17 protein-coding genes are annotated in these 14,380 nt (G+C 68.6%); 13 read left to right on the forward strand and 4 right to left on the reverse strand.

Annotated elements, in window-relative coordinates; translation table 11 throughout:
- Positions 1-13 precede the first annotated feature (13 nt).
- The 7 genes from ACGFJ2_RS53200 (at position 14) to ACGFJ2_RS53230 (ending at position 5,165) form a co-directional block, all read left to right on the forward strand.
- Positions 14-1,357 carry a ferric reductase-like transmembrane domain-containing protein gene (locus tag ACGFJ2_RS53200; RefSeq protein WP_393481986.1) on the forward strand — a complete coding sequence of 448 codons (1,344 nt, stop codon included), beginning with the start codon at positions 14-16 and terminating at the stop codon, positions 1,355-1,357.
- 11 nt (positions 1,358-1,368) lie between these two features.
- Positions 1,369-1,794: an FMN-binding protein gene (locus ACGFJ2_RS53205; protein ID WP_357962357.1), complete on the forward strand. Its 426-nt coding sequence runs from the start codon at positions 1,369-1,371 to the stop codon at positions 1,792-1,794.
- Positions 1,791-2,525, forward strand: coding sequence for an FAD:protein FMN transferase (locus ACGFJ2_RS53210; protein ID WP_393481990.1), 735 nt, complete (start codon positions 1,791-1,793; stop codon positions 2,523-2,525). The genes ACGFJ2_RS53205 and ACGFJ2_RS53210 overlap by 4 nt, the downstream gene beginning before the upstream one ends.
- An 82-nt stretch (positions 2,526-2,607) precedes the next feature.
- Positions 2,608-3,237: a hypothetical protein gene (locus tag ACGFJ2_RS53215; protein WP_393481992.1), complete on the forward strand. Its 630-nt coding sequence runs from the start codon at positions 2,608-2,610 to the stop codon at positions 3,235-3,237.
- A complete protein-coding gene (locus tag ACGFJ2_RS53220; RefSeq protein ID WP_357962348.1) occupies positions 3,234-3,554 on the forward strand; it encodes a transcriptional regulator in 321 nt (106 codons plus the stop codon). Before ACGFJ2_RS53215 ends, ACGFJ2_RS53220 begins: the two co-directional genes overlap by 4 nt.
- Positions 3,551-4,432, forward strand: a complete 882-nt coding sequence (locus ACGFJ2_RS53225; protein ID WP_357962345.1) for an ABC transporter ATP-binding protein — start codon at positions 3,551-3,553, stop codon at positions 4,430-4,432. The genes ACGFJ2_RS53220 and ACGFJ2_RS53225 overlap by 4 nt, the downstream gene beginning before the upstream one ends.
- Entirely contained in the window at positions 4,425-5,165 is a 741-nt protein-coding gene (locus ACGFJ2_RS53230; RefSeq protein WP_393481996.1) for an ABC transporter permease, read from the forward strand. The genes ACGFJ2_RS53225 and ACGFJ2_RS53230 overlap by 8 nt, the downstream gene beginning before the upstream one ends.
- An 87-nt stretch (positions 5,166-5,252) precedes the next feature.
- Here ACGFJ2_RS53230 and ACGFJ2_RS53235 read toward each other — a convergent pair whose 3' ends face one another.
- Positions 5,253-6,494: a trypsin-like peptidase domain-containing protein gene (locus tag ACGFJ2_RS53235; RefSeq protein ID WP_357962340.1), complete on the reverse strand. Its 1,242-nt coding sequence runs from the start codon at positions 6,492-6,494 to the stop codon at positions 5,253-5,255.
- Positions 6,495-6,679: 185 nt separating this feature from the next.
- Positions 6,680-8,197, reverse strand: a complete 1,518-nt coding sequence (locus ACGFJ2_RS53240) for a hypothetical protein (RefSeq protein WP_393481999.1) — start codon at positions 8,195-8,197, stop codon at positions 6,680-6,682.
- Between the two features lie 342 nt (positions 8,198-8,539).
- Between ACGFJ2_RS53240 and ACGFJ2_RS53245 the strand changes: the two genes are divergently transcribed.
- From ACGFJ2_RS53245 to ACGFJ2_RS53265, 5 genes are all read left to right on the forward strand, one after another.
- Positions 8,540-8,899 (forward strand): hypothetical protein, encoded by a 360-nt coding sequence (locus ACGFJ2_RS53245; protein WP_393482002.1) that lies wholly within the window; start codon positions 8,540-8,542, stop codon positions 8,897-8,899.
- Positions 8,900-8,951: 52 nt separating this feature from the next.
- Complete coding sequence (locus tag ACGFJ2_RS53250; protein ID WP_393482005.1) at positions 8,952-9,368, forward strand: DUF5713 family protein; 417 nt, start codon at positions 8,952-8,954, stop codon at positions 9,366-9,368.
- A gap of 651 nt (positions 9,369-10,019) precedes the next feature.
- Positions 10,020-10,340 carry a hydrophobin family protein gene (locus ACGFJ2_RS53255; protein ID WP_393482008.1) on the forward strand — a complete coding sequence of 107 codons (321 nt, stop codon included), beginning with the start codon at positions 10,020-10,022 and terminating at the stop codon, positions 10,338-10,340.
- On the forward strand, positions 10,337-10,462 hold the full coding sequence (locus ACGFJ2_RS53260) for a hypothetical protein (protein WP_358197287.1): 126 nt from the start codon (positions 10,337-10,339) through the stop codon (positions 10,460-10,462). The genes ACGFJ2_RS53255 and ACGFJ2_RS53260 overlap by 4 nt, the downstream gene beginning before the upstream one ends.
- Positions 10,459-10,755, forward strand: coding sequence for a UTRA domain-containing protein (locus tag ACGFJ2_RS53265; RefSeq protein WP_393482011.1), 297 nt, complete (start codon positions 10,459-10,461; stop codon positions 10,753-10,755). The genes ACGFJ2_RS53260 and ACGFJ2_RS53265 overlap by 4 nt, the downstream gene beginning before the upstream one ends.
- 32 nt (positions 10,756-10,787) lie before the next feature.
- On the opposite strand, the gene ACGFJ2_RS53270 is transcribed toward ACGFJ2_RS53265, so the two are convergent.
- A complete protein-coding gene (locus ACGFJ2_RS53270) occupies positions 10,788-11,201 on the reverse strand; it encodes a bleomycin resistance protein (RefSeq protein ID WP_393482014.1) in 414 nt (137 codons plus the stop codon).
- Between the two features lie 392 nt (positions 11,202-11,593).
- On the opposite strand from ACGFJ2_RS53270, the gene ACGFJ2_RS53275 reads away from it, so the two are divergent.
- Positions 11,594-13,180: an alpha/beta fold hydrolase gene (locus tag ACGFJ2_RS53275; RefSeq protein ID WP_393482017.1), complete on the forward strand. Its 1,587-nt coding sequence runs from the start codon at positions 11,594-11,596 to the stop codon at positions 13,178-13,180.
- A 280-nt stretch (positions 13,181-13,460) separates the two neighbouring features.
- On the opposite strand, the gene ACGFJ2_RS53280 is transcribed toward ACGFJ2_RS53275, so the two are convergent.
- Positions 13,461-14,363 carry an SDR family oxidoreductase gene (locus tag ACGFJ2_RS53280; protein WP_393482020.1) on the reverse strand — a complete coding sequence of 301 codons (903 nt, stop codon included), beginning with the start codon at positions 14,361-14,363 and terminating at the stop codon, positions 13,461-13,463.
- Positions 14,364-14,380: the final 17 nt, after the last annotated feature.

Consider the following 14,380-nt stretch of genomic DNA (forward strand, 5'->3'; position numbering starts at 1 on the left):
ACGGTCTACTCCCATGACCACTCTTCAAGCACCGGCTCGGGTCGCTGTCATGGCGCCGCCGCGCCGCCGCCTACGGCCCGAGCCCGTGCTGGCGGCCGTGGTGGCCGGCGCGGTCGCGGTCGTCGTCCTGTGGTGGCGCGGCACGCCGTCCGTGACAGGCCTGGACGGCTGGCTCACCGAGGCCGGCCGCGTCACGGGCCTGCTGTCCGGGTACGGCATGGCCGTGCTGCTCGGGCTGATGGCCCGCGTCCCGGCTCTGGAGCGCGGCGTGGGCAGCGACCGGCTGGCCCGCTGGCACGCCATGGGCGGCCGGTACGTCATCGGGCTGGTCACCGCGCACGTCCTGACGATCATCTGGGGGTACGCGGTCGCCGACCAGGCCGGGGTGGTGGACGAGGCGGTCACGATGGCGCTGTCCTTCCCCGACGTACTGAAGGCGACCGTGGCCTTCCTCCTGCTGCTCGGGGTGGCCCTGGTGTCGGCCCGCGCCGCCCGCCGCAGGCTGCGCTACGAGACCTGGTACTACCTGCACTTCTACACCTACCTGGCGGCCTGGCTGGCGTTCGGGCACCAACTGGCGACCGGCGCCCAGTTCACCGGCGATCGAGTGGCCCAGTTCGCCTGGTACGCCCTCTACCTCGGGGTGGCCGCGCTGCTGGTCTGGTACCGCTTCCTCGGCCCGGTCCGGGTGTGGGCGCGCCACCGGCTGCGGGTGGCCCACGTCAGCGCCGACGCGCCGGGGGTCGTCTCGATCCATCTCACCGGCCGGAGCCTGGCGCGGCTCGGCGCCGAGCCGGGCCAGTTCTTCCGGTGGCGCTTCCTGACCCGCGATCTGTGGTGGTCGGCCAACCCCTACTCGCTGTCCGCCGCGCCGGACCGTGGCGGGCTGCGCATCACGGTCAAGGCGCTGGGCGACCACAGCGCGGCGCTCGCCCGGCTGCGGCCGGGCACCCGGGTCATCGCCGAGGGGCCGTACGGCGGGTTCACCGCGCGTCTCGGCCGCGCTCGCAAGTCGGTGCTGATCGCCGGCGGCGTCGGCATCACCCCGCTGCGCACCCTGTTCGAGACACTGCCCGGGCAGGTGACCCTGCTCTACCGCGCTCGTACGCCGGAGGAACTGCTGTTCAGGGACGAACTGGAGGAGATCGCCAGAGCACGCGGGGACGCCAGGCTCTACTGCTCGGTCGGCCCGAGGTCCCCAGAGCTGTTCGCCGGGCTCGACCGCCTGCTCCCCGACCTGCGCGAGCACGACGCTTACGTGTGCGGGCCGCCCGAGATGACGGCGTCGGCGATCCAGGCGCTGCGGTCGGCGGCCGTGCCCGCCCACCGGATCCATCACGAGTCTTTCGAGTTCTAGGGGTTCCCTCCATGAAAAGAGCGCTGCTCGCGGTGGTCACCACCGTCATCGGCCTGGTGCTGCTGCTGTCGTTCAAGCCGCACGACGTCACCGGGGCCACTCAACCACCCGCCGCCCTCGCCCAGACGTCCGCTCCCACTTCGGCTGAGGGATCCACGGGTGCCCGGACGGTCGACGGCGACGTGGCCGACACGCGCTGGGGACCCGTGCAGGTGCGGATCAGCGTCAGCGACGGCAAGATCTCCGACGTCCAGGTACTCCAGGCGCCGAACGAGAACCGGCGCGACGTCGAGATCAACGACAGGGCGCTGCCCGTACTCCAGGAGGAGGCCCTGACCGCCCAGAGCGCCCAGATCGACTCCGTCTCGGGCGCCACGTACACCAGCGACGGCTACACCCGCTCCCTGCAGAGCGCCATCGACCGGGCCGGGCTGTGACCCGCCACGTCGAGCACGCGATGGGGACCGTCTTCTCCTTCGACGTACGCGACGCCGACTCCGACGGCACCGCCGACGAGGCGGTGGCGCGGGCGGTCGCCTGGCTGCATCACGTGGACGCGGTCTTCTCCACCTACCGGCCGGGCAGCGCGATCAGCCGCCTCGGCCGGGGCGAGATCGAGCTGTCCGCTTGCCCGCCCGAGGTGGCCCAAGTGCTCTCGCTGTGCGCCCAGACAGAACACGACACAAACGGATATTTCACCATGTACCCCGGTGGCCGCCTGGACCCGTCCGGCCTGGTGAAAGGGTGGGCGATCGAGGAGGCGTCCCGGATCCTGTCCGAGGCGGGGGCGCCCCGCCACTGCGTCAACGGCGGCGGCGACATCCAGCTCGGCCCCGACCCCTCACCGTGGCGGATCGGCATCGCGCACCCCGCCCGCCCCGGCGCCCTCTGCACCGTGGTCACCGGCCACGACCTGGCCATCGCCACCTCGGGCAACGCCGAGCGGGGCCCGCACATCCTCGACCCCCACACCGGGCGCGCCGCCGACGCGCTGCTGTCCATCACTCTTGTCGGCCCCCGCCTGACCGCCGTCGACGCCTTCGCGACGGCGGCGTTCGCGATGGGCGACACCGCCCGCGACTGGGTGGAGGAGACCTCCAACCTGGAGGCGTTCGCGGTGACCGCGAGCGGCGACACCTGGCGGACCAGAGGGTTTCCCACCCTCTAACCCCTCTCCTCGCCTCGCAGGTTGTGTTGGCGGCGCAAGCTGGTTTAAAGTACAAACCAGTTTGAGGCTAAGAGGAGTTGTCATGGTAGACGACGGCGAGCAAGCCCCCAGCCCGGAGGAGACTCTGCGCCTCATCGAGGAGCAGCGGGCCGCCACGGTGCGAAGATTCAGGGGCGATCCCCTGCTCCTGTACATCCCCTGGGGCGTCGCGTGGTTGGTCGGCTTCACCTGCTTCTTCCTGCACTACGGGCTCGACGGCAAGCCGTACGCGCCGATCTCCCAGACGCAGGCGCTGGCCGTCCTGATGATCTCCATGGTGATCGCGGGCTCCCTGGCCGCGTACGAGATCACCAGGATGAACTCGGGCGTCCGGGGCGAGAGCTCGGCCAGGGGCACGATGTACGGCTACACGTGGTTCGCCGGGATGATGGTGATGTCGATCATCGCCATCCGGGTCAGCCCGATGCTGCCGGAGGCGGAGGCCGGCCTGGTCTGGTCGGGCGTCTCCATGCTGGTGGTGGGCGTCATGTACATGGCCGGCGGCGCGATCTTCCTGTACTGGCCGATGTTCTTCGTCGGCGTCGGCGTGACCGCCGTCAACGGCTTGGGCGTGCTGCTCGGCCCAGGCTGGCACGCGCTGCTGACGGCGGTGCTGCTCGGCTTCGGGCAGATCGTCGTGGGCCTGTGGTGGCGGCGGAGGCAGTGCCGGTGACGGCCGGGGACGTTCCGGAGCTCGATCCGGTGATCCACGCGCAGGCCAGGCTACGTGTCGTGGCGACGCTCAACGCGATGGGCGGGGGCGACGAGATCGCCTTCCCGGCGCTCAAGGATCTGCTCGGCATGACGGCCGGCAACCTCTCGGTCCACCTGACCAAGCTCGAGGAAGTCGGCTACGTCCAGATCACGAAAACGCACAAAGGCCGTACCCCGGTCACCTATGTCTCGCTCACCAAGCGCGGCCGGGTCGCCTTCGACGACTACACCAAGGCGATCCGCGCCCTACTCGACTCCGCAGGAGGCACTTCATGACCATCCTCGCCAGAACGGTGGAGGTCACCCGGCGCTACGGCGACGTGCTGGCGCTCGACCGCGTCTCGCTCGACATCAGGGCGGGAGAGCTGGTCGGCCTGCTCGGCCCGAACGGCGCGGGCAAGTCGACGCTGATCAACCTGTTCGTGGGCCTGCGCAAACAGACGTCCGGCACGGTCGAGCTGCTCGGTGGCTCCCCGCAGGATCCGGTGGTACGCCGAGGCATCGGGGTCACGCCGCAGGAGACAGGCCTGCCGGAATCGCTGAGGGTCGGCGAGATCGTCGACTTCGTCTCCGCCCATTACCCGAAAAAGGCTGATAAAGGGGAGTTACTCGCCCGGTTCGGCCTCGACGACCTGGTCAAGCGGCAGATCGGCGGCCTGTCCGGCGGCCAGAAGCGGCGGCTGGGCGTGGCGCTGGCCTTCGCCGGCAACCCGCGGATGGTCTTCCTCGACGAGCCGACCACCGGCCTCGACGTGGAGGCCAGGCGCGCGCTCTGGGACGGCGTCAAGGACTTCCATGAGAGCGGCGGCACGGTCCTGCTCACCAGCCACTACCTGGAGGAGATCGAGGCCCTGGCCCAGCGGGTCGTGGTCGTCGGTCACGGCCGGGTGCTGGCCGACGACACCGTGCGGGCCGTACGCGACATGGTGGGGGTGCGGCGCGTCTCGCTGGTCGCCGAGAACCTGCCCGAACTGCCCGGCGTGCTCGCCAGCGAGCGTACGGACGGCCGGATCAACCTGGTGACCACCGACCCCGACCGGCTGGTCGTCGAGCTGGTGCGGAGCGGCACGCCGTTCTCCGGTCTGGAGATCAGGCCGACCTCGCTCGAGGAAGCCTTCCTCGCCATCACCGCCAAGGAGACCGAGCATGTCTAGCCTGATCCTGGCCCACACCCGCTATCTGATGCTGGAGCAGATCCGGGTGCCGATCGGCCTGGTCGCCAGTTCGTTCTTCCCGGCCGCGTCGATGCTGGCGTTCGCGGTGCCGTTCACGGCGGACGATCCGGTGGCCTCGACGCGGGCGACGGGGTCGATGATGCTGGTCGGCGCCATGTCGGCCGCGCTCATGGGGCTCAGCATCACGGTCGCGCAGGACCGCGAGCTACCGTGGAACCCCTACGTGCGCACGCTGCCCGCTGGACCGTTCCCCCGCTTCGCCGGGCGGATCCTCACGACGATGGCCACGATGCTGGTGTCGACGATCCCGACGGTGGCGATCGCGGCCCTGCTCACCAAGGCGACCATCACGGTGCCCAACTTCCTGATCGGGCTGCTCGCGCTGCTCGGCGGGGCGGTGCCGTTCATGCTGATCGGCCTGTTCCTGGGCTTCGTGCTGGCCTCGAAGGCGGCCATCGGCGTGTCGCAGGTCGTGTTCTTCCCGATCGCGATCCTGGGCGGGTTGCTCCTGCCGCCGCAGATCATGCCGGACTTCGTGCAGAAGGTGTCGCCGTTCGTGCCGAGCCGTGGCGCCGGGGAGCTGATCTGGGCCGTGACGACGGGAACCTCGCCGAACATGGTCGCGGTGGTCATGCTCGGCGTGTGGACCGTGATCGCGGCGCTGGCGGCGGGCTGGGCCTACCGGCGCGACGAGGGCCGCCGCTTCTCCTGACCCCTCCTCTGGTCCCTCCTCGAACGGGGGGTGTGCCGCCGAGTCCGCAGCGATCTCGACGGCACACCCGTCCGTGAGGGGGTCCGGTTATTTCTTCTCTTCGAGGGTGACGGAGACGTTACTCGACTTTCCGTCCCTCATATAAGTGATCTGAACCTGTTGGCCTACTTTGAAACCTCTGACCTGGCCAACAACTGTATCTCCGCCCTCCACCGGCGTGTTGCCGATCTTGGTGATGAGGTCGCCCTCCTTCAGTCCGGCCTTGTCGGCGGGGCTTCCGGAGGTGACCTGGCGGATCAGCGCGCCAGGCACGTCGCCGGTGGCGTCGGTGACACTCACGCCCAAGAACGCGTGAGTCACCTTGCCACCGCTGATGAGCTGGTCGGAGACCTGCTTGGCGGTGTTGACCGGGATGGCGAAGCCGACACCGATGTTGCCGCTGCTGCCGCCGTTGGTGGCGATGGCGCTGTTGATGCCGATCACCTGACCGGCCGCGTTGACCAGCGCGCCGCCGGAGTTGCCCGGGTTGATGGCCGCGTCGGTCTGGATGGCGTCGCCGAGCGTCGTCGCCCCGCTCTCCTGGCCCGGCTGCTGCTGCCGCTGCTGGCCCCAGCCGGGCGGAAGCTGCTGCTGCTGGTCCTGCTCGCCGCCGACGGTGACCGTGCGGTTGAGCGCGCTGACAATGCCCGCCGTGACGGACCCGTCGAGACCGAGCGGGCTGCCGATGGCCAGTACGGCGTCGCCGACCTGAAGCTGGTCGCTGTCGCCGAGCGAGGCCTTGGTCAGGCCCGAGACGCCGTCGGCCCTGATGACCGCGAGGTCGGTGGACGGGTCGGTGCCCACGACCGACGCCTTGGCCGTCTTGCCGTCGTTGAACTTGACGGTCATCTGCCCGCCCTGTCCGGCGCCGACGACCACGTGGTTGTTGGTGAGGATGAGCCCGTCGTCGGACAGCACCACGCCCGACCCCTCGCCGGTCTGCCCCTGGATCATCACGACCGAAGGCTGCACCTTCTGCGCGACCTGGGCCACGGTGAGCTGGTTGGAGGCCTGCTTGAAGACCGGGCTCGGCGCGGAGACGACTGTGGTGGGCTGGAACGCCGTGGCGGCGACGGCCCCCACTGCGCCACCCCCAACGGCCATGGCCGCCAGGGCGAGCCCGGCGATCGTCTTCCGCCCGACGGAGAAGCCCTGCCTGGGCGGCTTGGGCGGCGGAGGCTGGTTCATGATCACGGTCTCTCGCCGGGGAAAGCCCCCGGCGGAGGGCGGCTGGTCGCCGAACTGGCTCCAGCCGCCGGCGCCCTGCTCGCGAGGCTCGTTCGCGTTCATCGTCATCTCCTCAATTACCGATGACTCAAGAGTGCCAAGGAGCGCGTAAGTGCAGGTTAAGCCGGTGATCAGAACTGTATGAGAGGGTTGACGGCAGCCTTATCACAGCTGGTCACGGCCCGGTTATCCGTATGAACCTGGTCGGAAATTTACCTTGGGCGGCAACCACACAGGTCAGGGACGGTTTAATCGGCCCTCGTCCGCTTGAGCGGGTCGGCTCCCCGCGCGAGTACCAGGTCGGGGAGCTGGGCGAGGATCGGGTCAGGGCCCAGTGTACGGATGGGGATGTGGTGGGCGGTGGCGGCCAGGGCGCGCAGGTGCGGCGGGGTGAGCGGCCGGACCGCCCAGCACACCAGTTGCGCCGCGCGTTCTTCGGTGCTGGGGGTGCGGGCGGGCCGCTCGTCGGTGGCCGGGGCCGGTGGATCCACGGCCAGGAAGGCGACCGGTGCCATCCGGGGATCTTCGCCGAGCGGACGCACCCGCGCCCACGCCTGACCGTCGCGCATGCCGAGCCGGACGTACGGTTGCGGGCACAGCTGCCAGCCACTGCGGCGCAGCCGGGAGGACTTCCTGGCCATCGGCGACAGCCAGTGGTTGGGGATGAGCACGGCCGCGTGGTCGGGATGCCACAGCACCCCGCAGCCGACGTCGGCCTCGTCCTCGGCGGCGCCGGCGTGGTCGGCGTACCCGGCGAGCATCGTCTCCAGGCAGGCGATGGTGTCGGCCGGCGTTCTGTGCCGGGCGATCATTGCGCCGCCCCGATACACCAGATAGAGGTTCCGGGGCCGTTCGACGGTGAGGGTGGCCGGCGCGTACGCGGCGTCGGCGGTGTGCGCCGACAGCCAGCCGTCGAGTTCGCCGGTGACCGCACCCCGGGTGGCGATCCCCACGACGCGGTCGCCGGCGCGGACCGGCCGCACCGAGGTGCCCTCGCCGGAGGTGACGTTCACCGAGCAGGAACTGGGGGTTTCCATCACCACTCGGTCGGGTTCGTCCCCGAGCATCGACACGATCACGGCACTCACCTGGTGGTAGCCCTCCAGGATCCGCGGGGGCGCGCCTGGGTGGAGCAGCACGCCGCTGGGCGTGCCCAGGGGCGCGGCCGCTCGGGCCATCTCGGCCAGATCGGCCAGCTCGGGCAGATCGGCCAGCTCGGCCAGGTCGGGCAGGTCGGGCAGGTCGGGCAGGTCGGCCAGCCGATCGAGTCCGGTGCCGGAAAAGGCTCCGAACAGCCGAATCCGATCGTCGCCGGACACCACCACACCGCCGTCCCGCAAGGGCGCGTTGGCGGCCAGGTCGGTCAGGAGCTGGTCGCAGTAGGCGCAGTCACGGCCCACCCCGACCGCCAGGATCGGCATGCCGACTCGCGGGAACAGGGCGGCCCGCTGAAGCAGGTCGCGCCGCAGGGATCGGCCGCGCTCCTCGTACTCCTCGATCTCGGGATCGCCGACCAGAATCGCGGCCTGGTCGTCCAGCGTGATGAGGCCCGCGCTCGCCCACACCCGCAAGCAGGTCAGGGCCGCCTGCCCGGGCGGTTCGTCCAGCCCGGCCGCGGTGATCCGCCGCAGCCAGCGAGCCGCCGGCGCGTTGAGATACGCGCCGATCGCGGTATCGGTGCGCGCCAGCACCGCCCCACCGGCCGCCAGTCCGGCCAGCACCGTCTGCCGCCCCCAGCCGATCTTCATCGACAGCGGCGCCCGCACACGGAGAGGTCGGGGGCGAGCGAGCAGCAGACCAGCCCCGGGCAGCATCGGCCGACCGGCCCAGCGATGCCGCTACACAAGTCGCCTTCGCGTATGCATGCTTGGCCTGCGGTGTAGACGTGGGTGAAGAATTCTGGCGAGTCCATGCGATGTGCTCCTTCACGTACTGGCGGCCATTGCTTTGTGCGAGGCCACAACCAGCGTCAATCACTGTAAGAATTCAGTCAATTGCATAAAGTGCTGCACGTCGGGCGTATCGGCCAACCCGCTACAGACTTCTCCCCGAAAGGGTGAGGACCCGGGAAGCTCCTGCCGCCGCATCTCGCCTCATAGAGTGCAGGGATGGGGACCAACCGTCGGCTCCGTAGCCTCGTCGTTGGTGATGCGACCTGGCGGTGGTCGGTACATCACAAACATGCCGAATGCCGCGAGATCCTCTCTCTTCACCGCGAGGGCGCCGGTGTGACCCTGCGCATCGTCTTTCGCGCGGGTCCCGGCCGCTATGTCGCCGAGGGGCACTGGTACGCGGGCTCGATCACCAATGGTCGCGGAGATCTGCTCAACCTCCACGAGCCGGGGGTCGTCCGGCGACTCCTCGACGAGACAGCGGCGCGCGATGCCCTGCCCGCAATCCCTGGTGAGACGGAACTGGACGGCTGGCCTCTCTTCGACGCACTCGTCAGCCGGGGCGACCGTCCTTGAACGTGGGCAGATACGAGCACGTTTGATCCCGCACGCCGCTAGTCTGCCTCCGATGGCGATCAGATCCGCTGCACGCGAAGCCGGAGTCGCCGAAGAACCCGACCGATGGGGAGAACAGGGGATCCCGGTGCCGCCCACAAACGAGCGAGTGGTCAACCACGCATTTCTCAGAGGCATGTACGACGACGGGTATTTTCCCGATCACGTTGTCGACAAGGGGAAAGCGATCCTGCTGAGGCTGTGCGAGCGGATCGAGGCCGAGCGGCCTTCGGATCTGGCGGCGTTGTATCTGCTCACGGAGGTCGCAACGGAGGAGTTCAACGCGCTGGAGGCTGAGTTCGAGGCGGCCGACAGTGAGATCGAGACCGTCGCGCGAGAAGTGATCGCCGAGGACTTTTGGTTCGTGGCGTCGGCATACGGTTTCGCGGACGTGGATATGGAAGCTTTGATCGGCGCCCGCGAGTGGTGATGTTGTCGATACCACGATGAACTGAGGGGCCGACGCAGTGCTCGGGCTGGGTGCGCGACCCGCGTAAGGGCCTTTACAGCGCTTCGCCGCGTTGCCCTGCCCGACAAAACTCTCCTCACAGACTCGAACTTTCTGCGGGAACCCCAGAGAAGCCATTGCCCGTAGAACACTGTTACGGGCCCCTCCTCCGTCTCGCGATCCATCAATCTGGATCGTCGCTCGGGACGGGCAGGATTCATAAAAAGCTCCCTAAACCCGTATGCGCGGTGACCCGTCCCGGGCTCGTCGCGCGGAGAAAATGATCGCGGTCACGCCACGATCCTTCAGTCGAGGAAGGCGGCGCCGGAGCGCTGCCCACGTCCGCCGAAAGCCACGCTTAACCGCCGCCGCTCGCCCATGACCGGCAAATCGACCGGCTCGCCAGTGGGAAAGGGGTCGTGTTCGCGACCGCGAATTCAGGCCGCGCTGTTTGCACGGTCACCGCCAACAGAACCATGGGAGCTCGGTATGTCGAAGCCGGATGTCGTTCCGCTTCGACCGGATCTCTGACAGATCGCCTGCCGGCACGTCAACTGAAAGGCGGCAGAGCACACGCTGCTGGAGTCCCACTTCTGTATGGAACCCGTCCACCACTTCCTCTAAGGAGTCAAGGTGAAGATGCCTCTCAGCCGCCTCAGCGGCATCGTGGCCATCGCAACTCTCGCGCTCACCCTTCCCCTTACCGGCACGGGCCTCGCCCAAGCCGCCCAAACCATCCCAATGGCGTGCAACGCTGTCCAAAACAGCAGCGACCCCGCAATCAGCACTTTGTTGGGGCTTCTTGGGATCGTCGCCCCGCCGAATACTCCTGTGGGAGTCCAGTGCAGGCCGATGCCGAACGGTGACCCGAGCGTAAACTTCTGCGCCCAGAACAACTCGTTCAACGGCGTTGTCGCGTTCGGGCAGGTGCCCAAAAGCCACACCTGTCCGTGAACCGTGAGCTCGCCGCCCAGCGCCGCTCCCTTGTGCACAGCTGGTTCCGGGAGCGGCAGGCCGGGTCGCCGTTCGCCGGGCTCATGCAGGAGCGGATCGTCACGGCAGCTGGGAGCCGTTGAGCCTCACGAAGGGTACGCCGATCGCGGTGCCGGAAGGCGGCCAGCACGCGGGACTCGGCGTGACCCACCGGATGGCGGCGATCGGCATCCAGGTCGACACCTGGGACGAGGAAGTGTGGGCGCGGCCGGCCGCACGGGAGGAGGCGCGGACGCTCGGCATCAGCGCCGGCAGCATCGTGATGGTCGTCGAACGCAGCTACTTCGCGGGCGAGCTGGTGGTCGAAGTGGCCGCCATCATCCTGCCCGCGGAGTCTACGAAGCTCGTCTACAACGGGCCGGTCGGCGGCAGCTGAGGCGATCTACAACCGCGGCACCACGTGGGCGGCTATCGAGGGCGGGTCCCAAGCTGCTGAGAGACGCGCAGTAGGTAGCCGTCCGGGTCCTGCACGGCGAACTGGCGCACGCCCACGGCATCGACGCTCCTTTCGTACCAGCGCTCTTCCAACGGCAACCACATGTCGTAACCGGCGGCAAGCAGCGTGGTGTGAGTCCGCTCCACGTCGTCCACCTCAACCGTCAGGTTGATCCCACGCCCGTACGGGTGGTCCAGCTCCGCGCGTGGGTAGAGACGGTCCTGGCTCCACGGCTGCTCCAACATCAAGTCCGCCGCCCCGTCACGTTCAAGGTAAGCGAATCGCTCCTGGGGGCGCTCGTAGCGAATCTCGAAGCCCAGCAGACGATAGAAGGCCAGACTGGCTTGGATGTCGGAGCAGATCAGTTCAGGGACAAGTCGTGACATTTCGTCACTCTGGCAGTTCCCGAACACTCCAGCAAATCTCATCGTTGTGCCAAAGGGCTTCCAGGCAACCCCGTCGACCAGGCGATAAGGCGTCCTTACCTGGAGCAGGGAACCGAGATCATCCCTTAGTCGCTCACAGCCCTGGGAGCTGGCTCCCAGGGGGAATCCTCCGGCAGGCCGAGGAAATCCGGTGCACGGCAGACGAAGCTATCGGCATGATCGCAAAAGCCTTGGGATTCGCGCTGGCTGCGGCCCTGTTGCCTGGTACCCCAGCCGCTTCGACCGGCCCGCATGACTGCGCGAATGCGACCACCCGCTGCGACGGCAGCCTCGATGTCCCTCTCGATTGGGAAAATCCCTCCTCCGAGCGCATTTCCGTAGCCTTCGCCTGGATGCCGGCCAAGGACGCCGACGGGACCGTGGTCGCCAACCTCGGGGGGCCAGGGCAGACTCTGCTGACCGTTCCCGAGATGCAGCGGGTACTCGGACCTGTGCTCGAACGCAAGAACCTCCTGGTCATGGATCCGCGCGGGATGGGGAAGTCCTCGCCGCTGCTCTGCCCAGGAGCCGGCCTCGAGAAGCCCGAGACCATCGCCGCCTGTGCCAAGAGCGTGGGTCCGCGGGGCGCGTACTTCACCGCCGACCAGGCCTCGCACGATCTTGACGCGATTCGGCGGGCGCTTGGTCTGGGCAAGGTGAGTTTCTACGGCAATTCCTACGGCACCCTGTACGCCCAGGCGTACGCCGCTCGGTATCCAGGTAGCCTGGACGCGATCTTCCTGGACAGCTCCGTGGTCGTGGACCGCGACGGATACGCGAGCTGGAAGAACTACTGGTCCAGGCTCCGCCAACTTGATCTCGTCTGCGCACGGTCGACGGCGTGCGACGCGCTGCCGGGCAGCGCTTCCGACAATTGGACTCGGTTGGTGGATCGGCTGCGGGAGCGGCCCGATCCGAAGGTGTCGGTATTCCAGACCGTAGCGCTCAGCAACGTGTGGGAGCCGGTGTTCGGCCGGGAGGCCACCGCGGCCGCGGACGCCTATCTGCGCGGCGACCCAGCTCCGCTGCACCGCCTGGCCCGACTGATTCCCGCGACGCTTCCACCGGCCAATGATCCGGACGTTGCCGGATATTTGGGCTTTCGCTGCGGCGACGGTACGTTCCCCTTCGACCGACTTGCCTCGGCGGCCGAGCGCCAGGTTCAGGCCGAGCGCTATTACGAGCGGGTACGCCCGCTGGGGCCGTATCAGATCACCGACATTCTTCCCTCTGGGATCGGTAGCGTCGAGCCGTGCGTCAACTGGCCGACTCCGCGCCACAGCCCGCCGCGCCCAGCTGGACAGGCACTGCCCGCCGTACCCGTCCTGGTGATGGCCGGGGAGATTGACATGAACAGCCCCGCCGAAGTAACCCAATCGCTGCGGGCCTTCCCGAACGCGACCATCGTGCGGGTCCCATTCGGGCCGCATGCGCTGACCTCTGGCACATCGCCGATGGGTGATTGCGTGCGTGGCATGCTGCGTACCTTCTTGACCACCAAGAAGGTGACCGACCAGCACTGCACCGGCGAGAACTATCGCGCCCTCGGCGCCTTCCCCCAGACCGTCGAAGAGGTGCCGCCGGCTCCGGCCCGCGAGCTCAGCATCGCCCAGCGGCGGGTGCTCGCGGCCACCTTCGCCACCGCCACGGACGCCACCGCCCGCCGTAACCCCAACGGCTACGTCTATGCAAGGCTGCAGAACGAACCAGGGCTGCGCGGCGGCCAGGTCACCTTCGGTCAGGACATCACACTCGACGAGGTACGGTTCGTGCGCGACCTGCGGGTCAGCGGACCGATCAAGCTCACCTCCGACGGCCGCGCCACCGCCACGCTCCGTGCCGAGACTGGCGAGCGCACCCACGAGATAACGCTGACCTGGACGGCGTTCTCCACCCACCCGTCCCTGTCGGGCACCTTCGACGGCATCCCCTTCGACTAACTGCCCGTCACAGCTATGCCGGCTTCATCTCGAGGGCGCTACTGCCTCATCTCTTGCGGCGGTTGGCGACCATCACCACGAAAACGAACATCGCGATGGCCAGGATCGCGGCTAACGCGATGATGAGCTCGATAACGCCGATGCCGAACATGGCCCTCCAAGCCGAGTGGGAGGTTACTCGTGGGGGCAGCGTACATCGACGCGCTCGTATGGCCTCAGGTCGGAGCGGAGCTCGTAGCGGCGCGGACGCTGCAGTACGCCGCCACCTCAGTGGGGAAGGTCAACCGGCGGCCGGTCGACCGCTCATGTCGACGTTGGGCGCGGCCTTGGCGACCAGGTCCGGGATCACGCTGCCGAGGTCCGCGGCGTCCCAAAGGTCTTGCTTGGTCACCTCCGGGCCGAGCCGCCACGCCTCGGCGACACCGATTCGCCCGCCGCCGACGTCGAACACCCGCCCGGTGACGGCGTCGCTCTCCGTACTGGCCAGCCAGGCCACCAGCGGCGAGACCTGCTCGGGCCCGAGACCGGCGGCGTAATCGACCGGCATGACGGCCTCGGTGAGCCGGGTGAACGCGGCGGGCGCGACGGCGTTCGCGGTCACACCGTAGCGGCCGAGCTCCGTGGCCGCGATGAGGGTGAACGCGGCGATGCCGGCCTTGGCCGCGCCATAGTTGGACTGGCCGAAGTTGCCGTAGATGCCCGAGGCCGAGGTGGTGTTGATGAGCCGGGCGCGCAGTGACTGCCCGCTCTCCTTGGCCCGCGCGCGCCAGTACTCGGCGGCGAAATGGGTCGGCCCGGCGGTGCCACGCAGGTGGACCCGGATCACCGCGTCCCAGTTCTCCTCCGTCATGGACGCGATGGTCTGGTCGCGCAGGATGCCGGCGTTGTTCACCAGGACGTCCAGGCCGCCGAACTCGCCGATCGCCTGGTCGATGAGCCGCTTCGCGCCCTGCCAGTCGGCGACGTCGTCGGTGTTGGCGACGGCCTTACCGCCCGTCGCCACGATCTCGTCCACCACCAGTTGCGCCGCGCCGGCGTCGGACCCGGTGCCGTCCGTGGCGCCGCCGAGGTCGTTGACCACCACGTGGGCCCCCTGCCGCGCCAGTTCCAGCGCGTGTGTACGGCCGAGACCGCGCCCCGCGCCGGTCACGATCGCCACCCGGCCTTCACAGATACCGCTCATATGGGCTTTGTCCTCCT

The organism is Nonomuraea sp. NPDC049028, assembly GCF_043197735.1.
Taxonomy (GTDB): domain Bacteria; phylum Actinomycetota; class Actinomycetes; order Streptosporangiales; family Streptosporangiaceae; genus Nonomuraea.

Coding starts and splice junctions, on each gene's coding strand:
- ACGFJ2_RS53205 (WP_357962357.1), top strand. CDS start 1,369: ATGAAAAGAGCGCTGCTCGCGGTGGTCACCACCGTCATCGGCCTGGTG.
- ACGFJ2_RS53230 (WP_393481996.1), top strand. CDS start 4,425: ATGTCTAGCCTGATCCTGGCCCACACCCGCTATCTGATGCTGGAGCAG.
- ACGFJ2_RS53200 (WP_393481986.1), top strand. CDS start 14: ATGACCACTCTTCAAGCACCGGCTCGGGTCGCTGTCATGGCGCCGCCG.
- ACGFJ2_RS53250 (WP_393482005.1), top strand. CDS start 8,952: ATGGCGATCAGATCCGCTGCACGCGAAGCCGGAGTCGCCGAAGAACCC.
- ACGFJ2_RS53280 (WP_393482020.1), bottom strand. CDS start 14,363: ATGAGCGGTATCTGTGAAGGCCGGGTGGCGATCGTGACCGGCGCGGGG.
- ACGFJ2_RS53245 (WP_393482002.1), top strand. CDS start 8,540: ATGGGGACCAACCGTCGGCTCCGTAGCCTCGTCGTTGGTGATGCGACC.
- ACGFJ2_RS53270 (WP_393482014.1), bottom strand. CDS start 11,201: ATGTCACGACTTGTCCCTGAACTGATCTGCTCCGACATCCAAGCCAGT.
- ACGFJ2_RS53225 (WP_357962345.1), top strand. CDS start 3,551: ATGACCATCCTCGCCAGAACGGTGGAGGTCACCCGGCGCTACGGCGAC.
- ACGFJ2_RS53215 (WP_393481992.1), top strand. CDS start 2,608: ATGGTAGACGACGGCGAGCAAGCCCCCAGCCCGGAGGAGACTCTGCGC.
- ACGFJ2_RS53235 (WP_357962340.1), bottom strand. CDS start 6,494: ATGAACGCGAACGAGCCTCGCGAGCAGGGCGCCGGCGGCTGGAGCCAG.
- ACGFJ2_RS53275 (WP_393482017.1), top strand. CDS start 11,594: ATGCCGGCCAAGGACGCCGACGGGACCGTGGTCGCCAACCTCGGGGGG.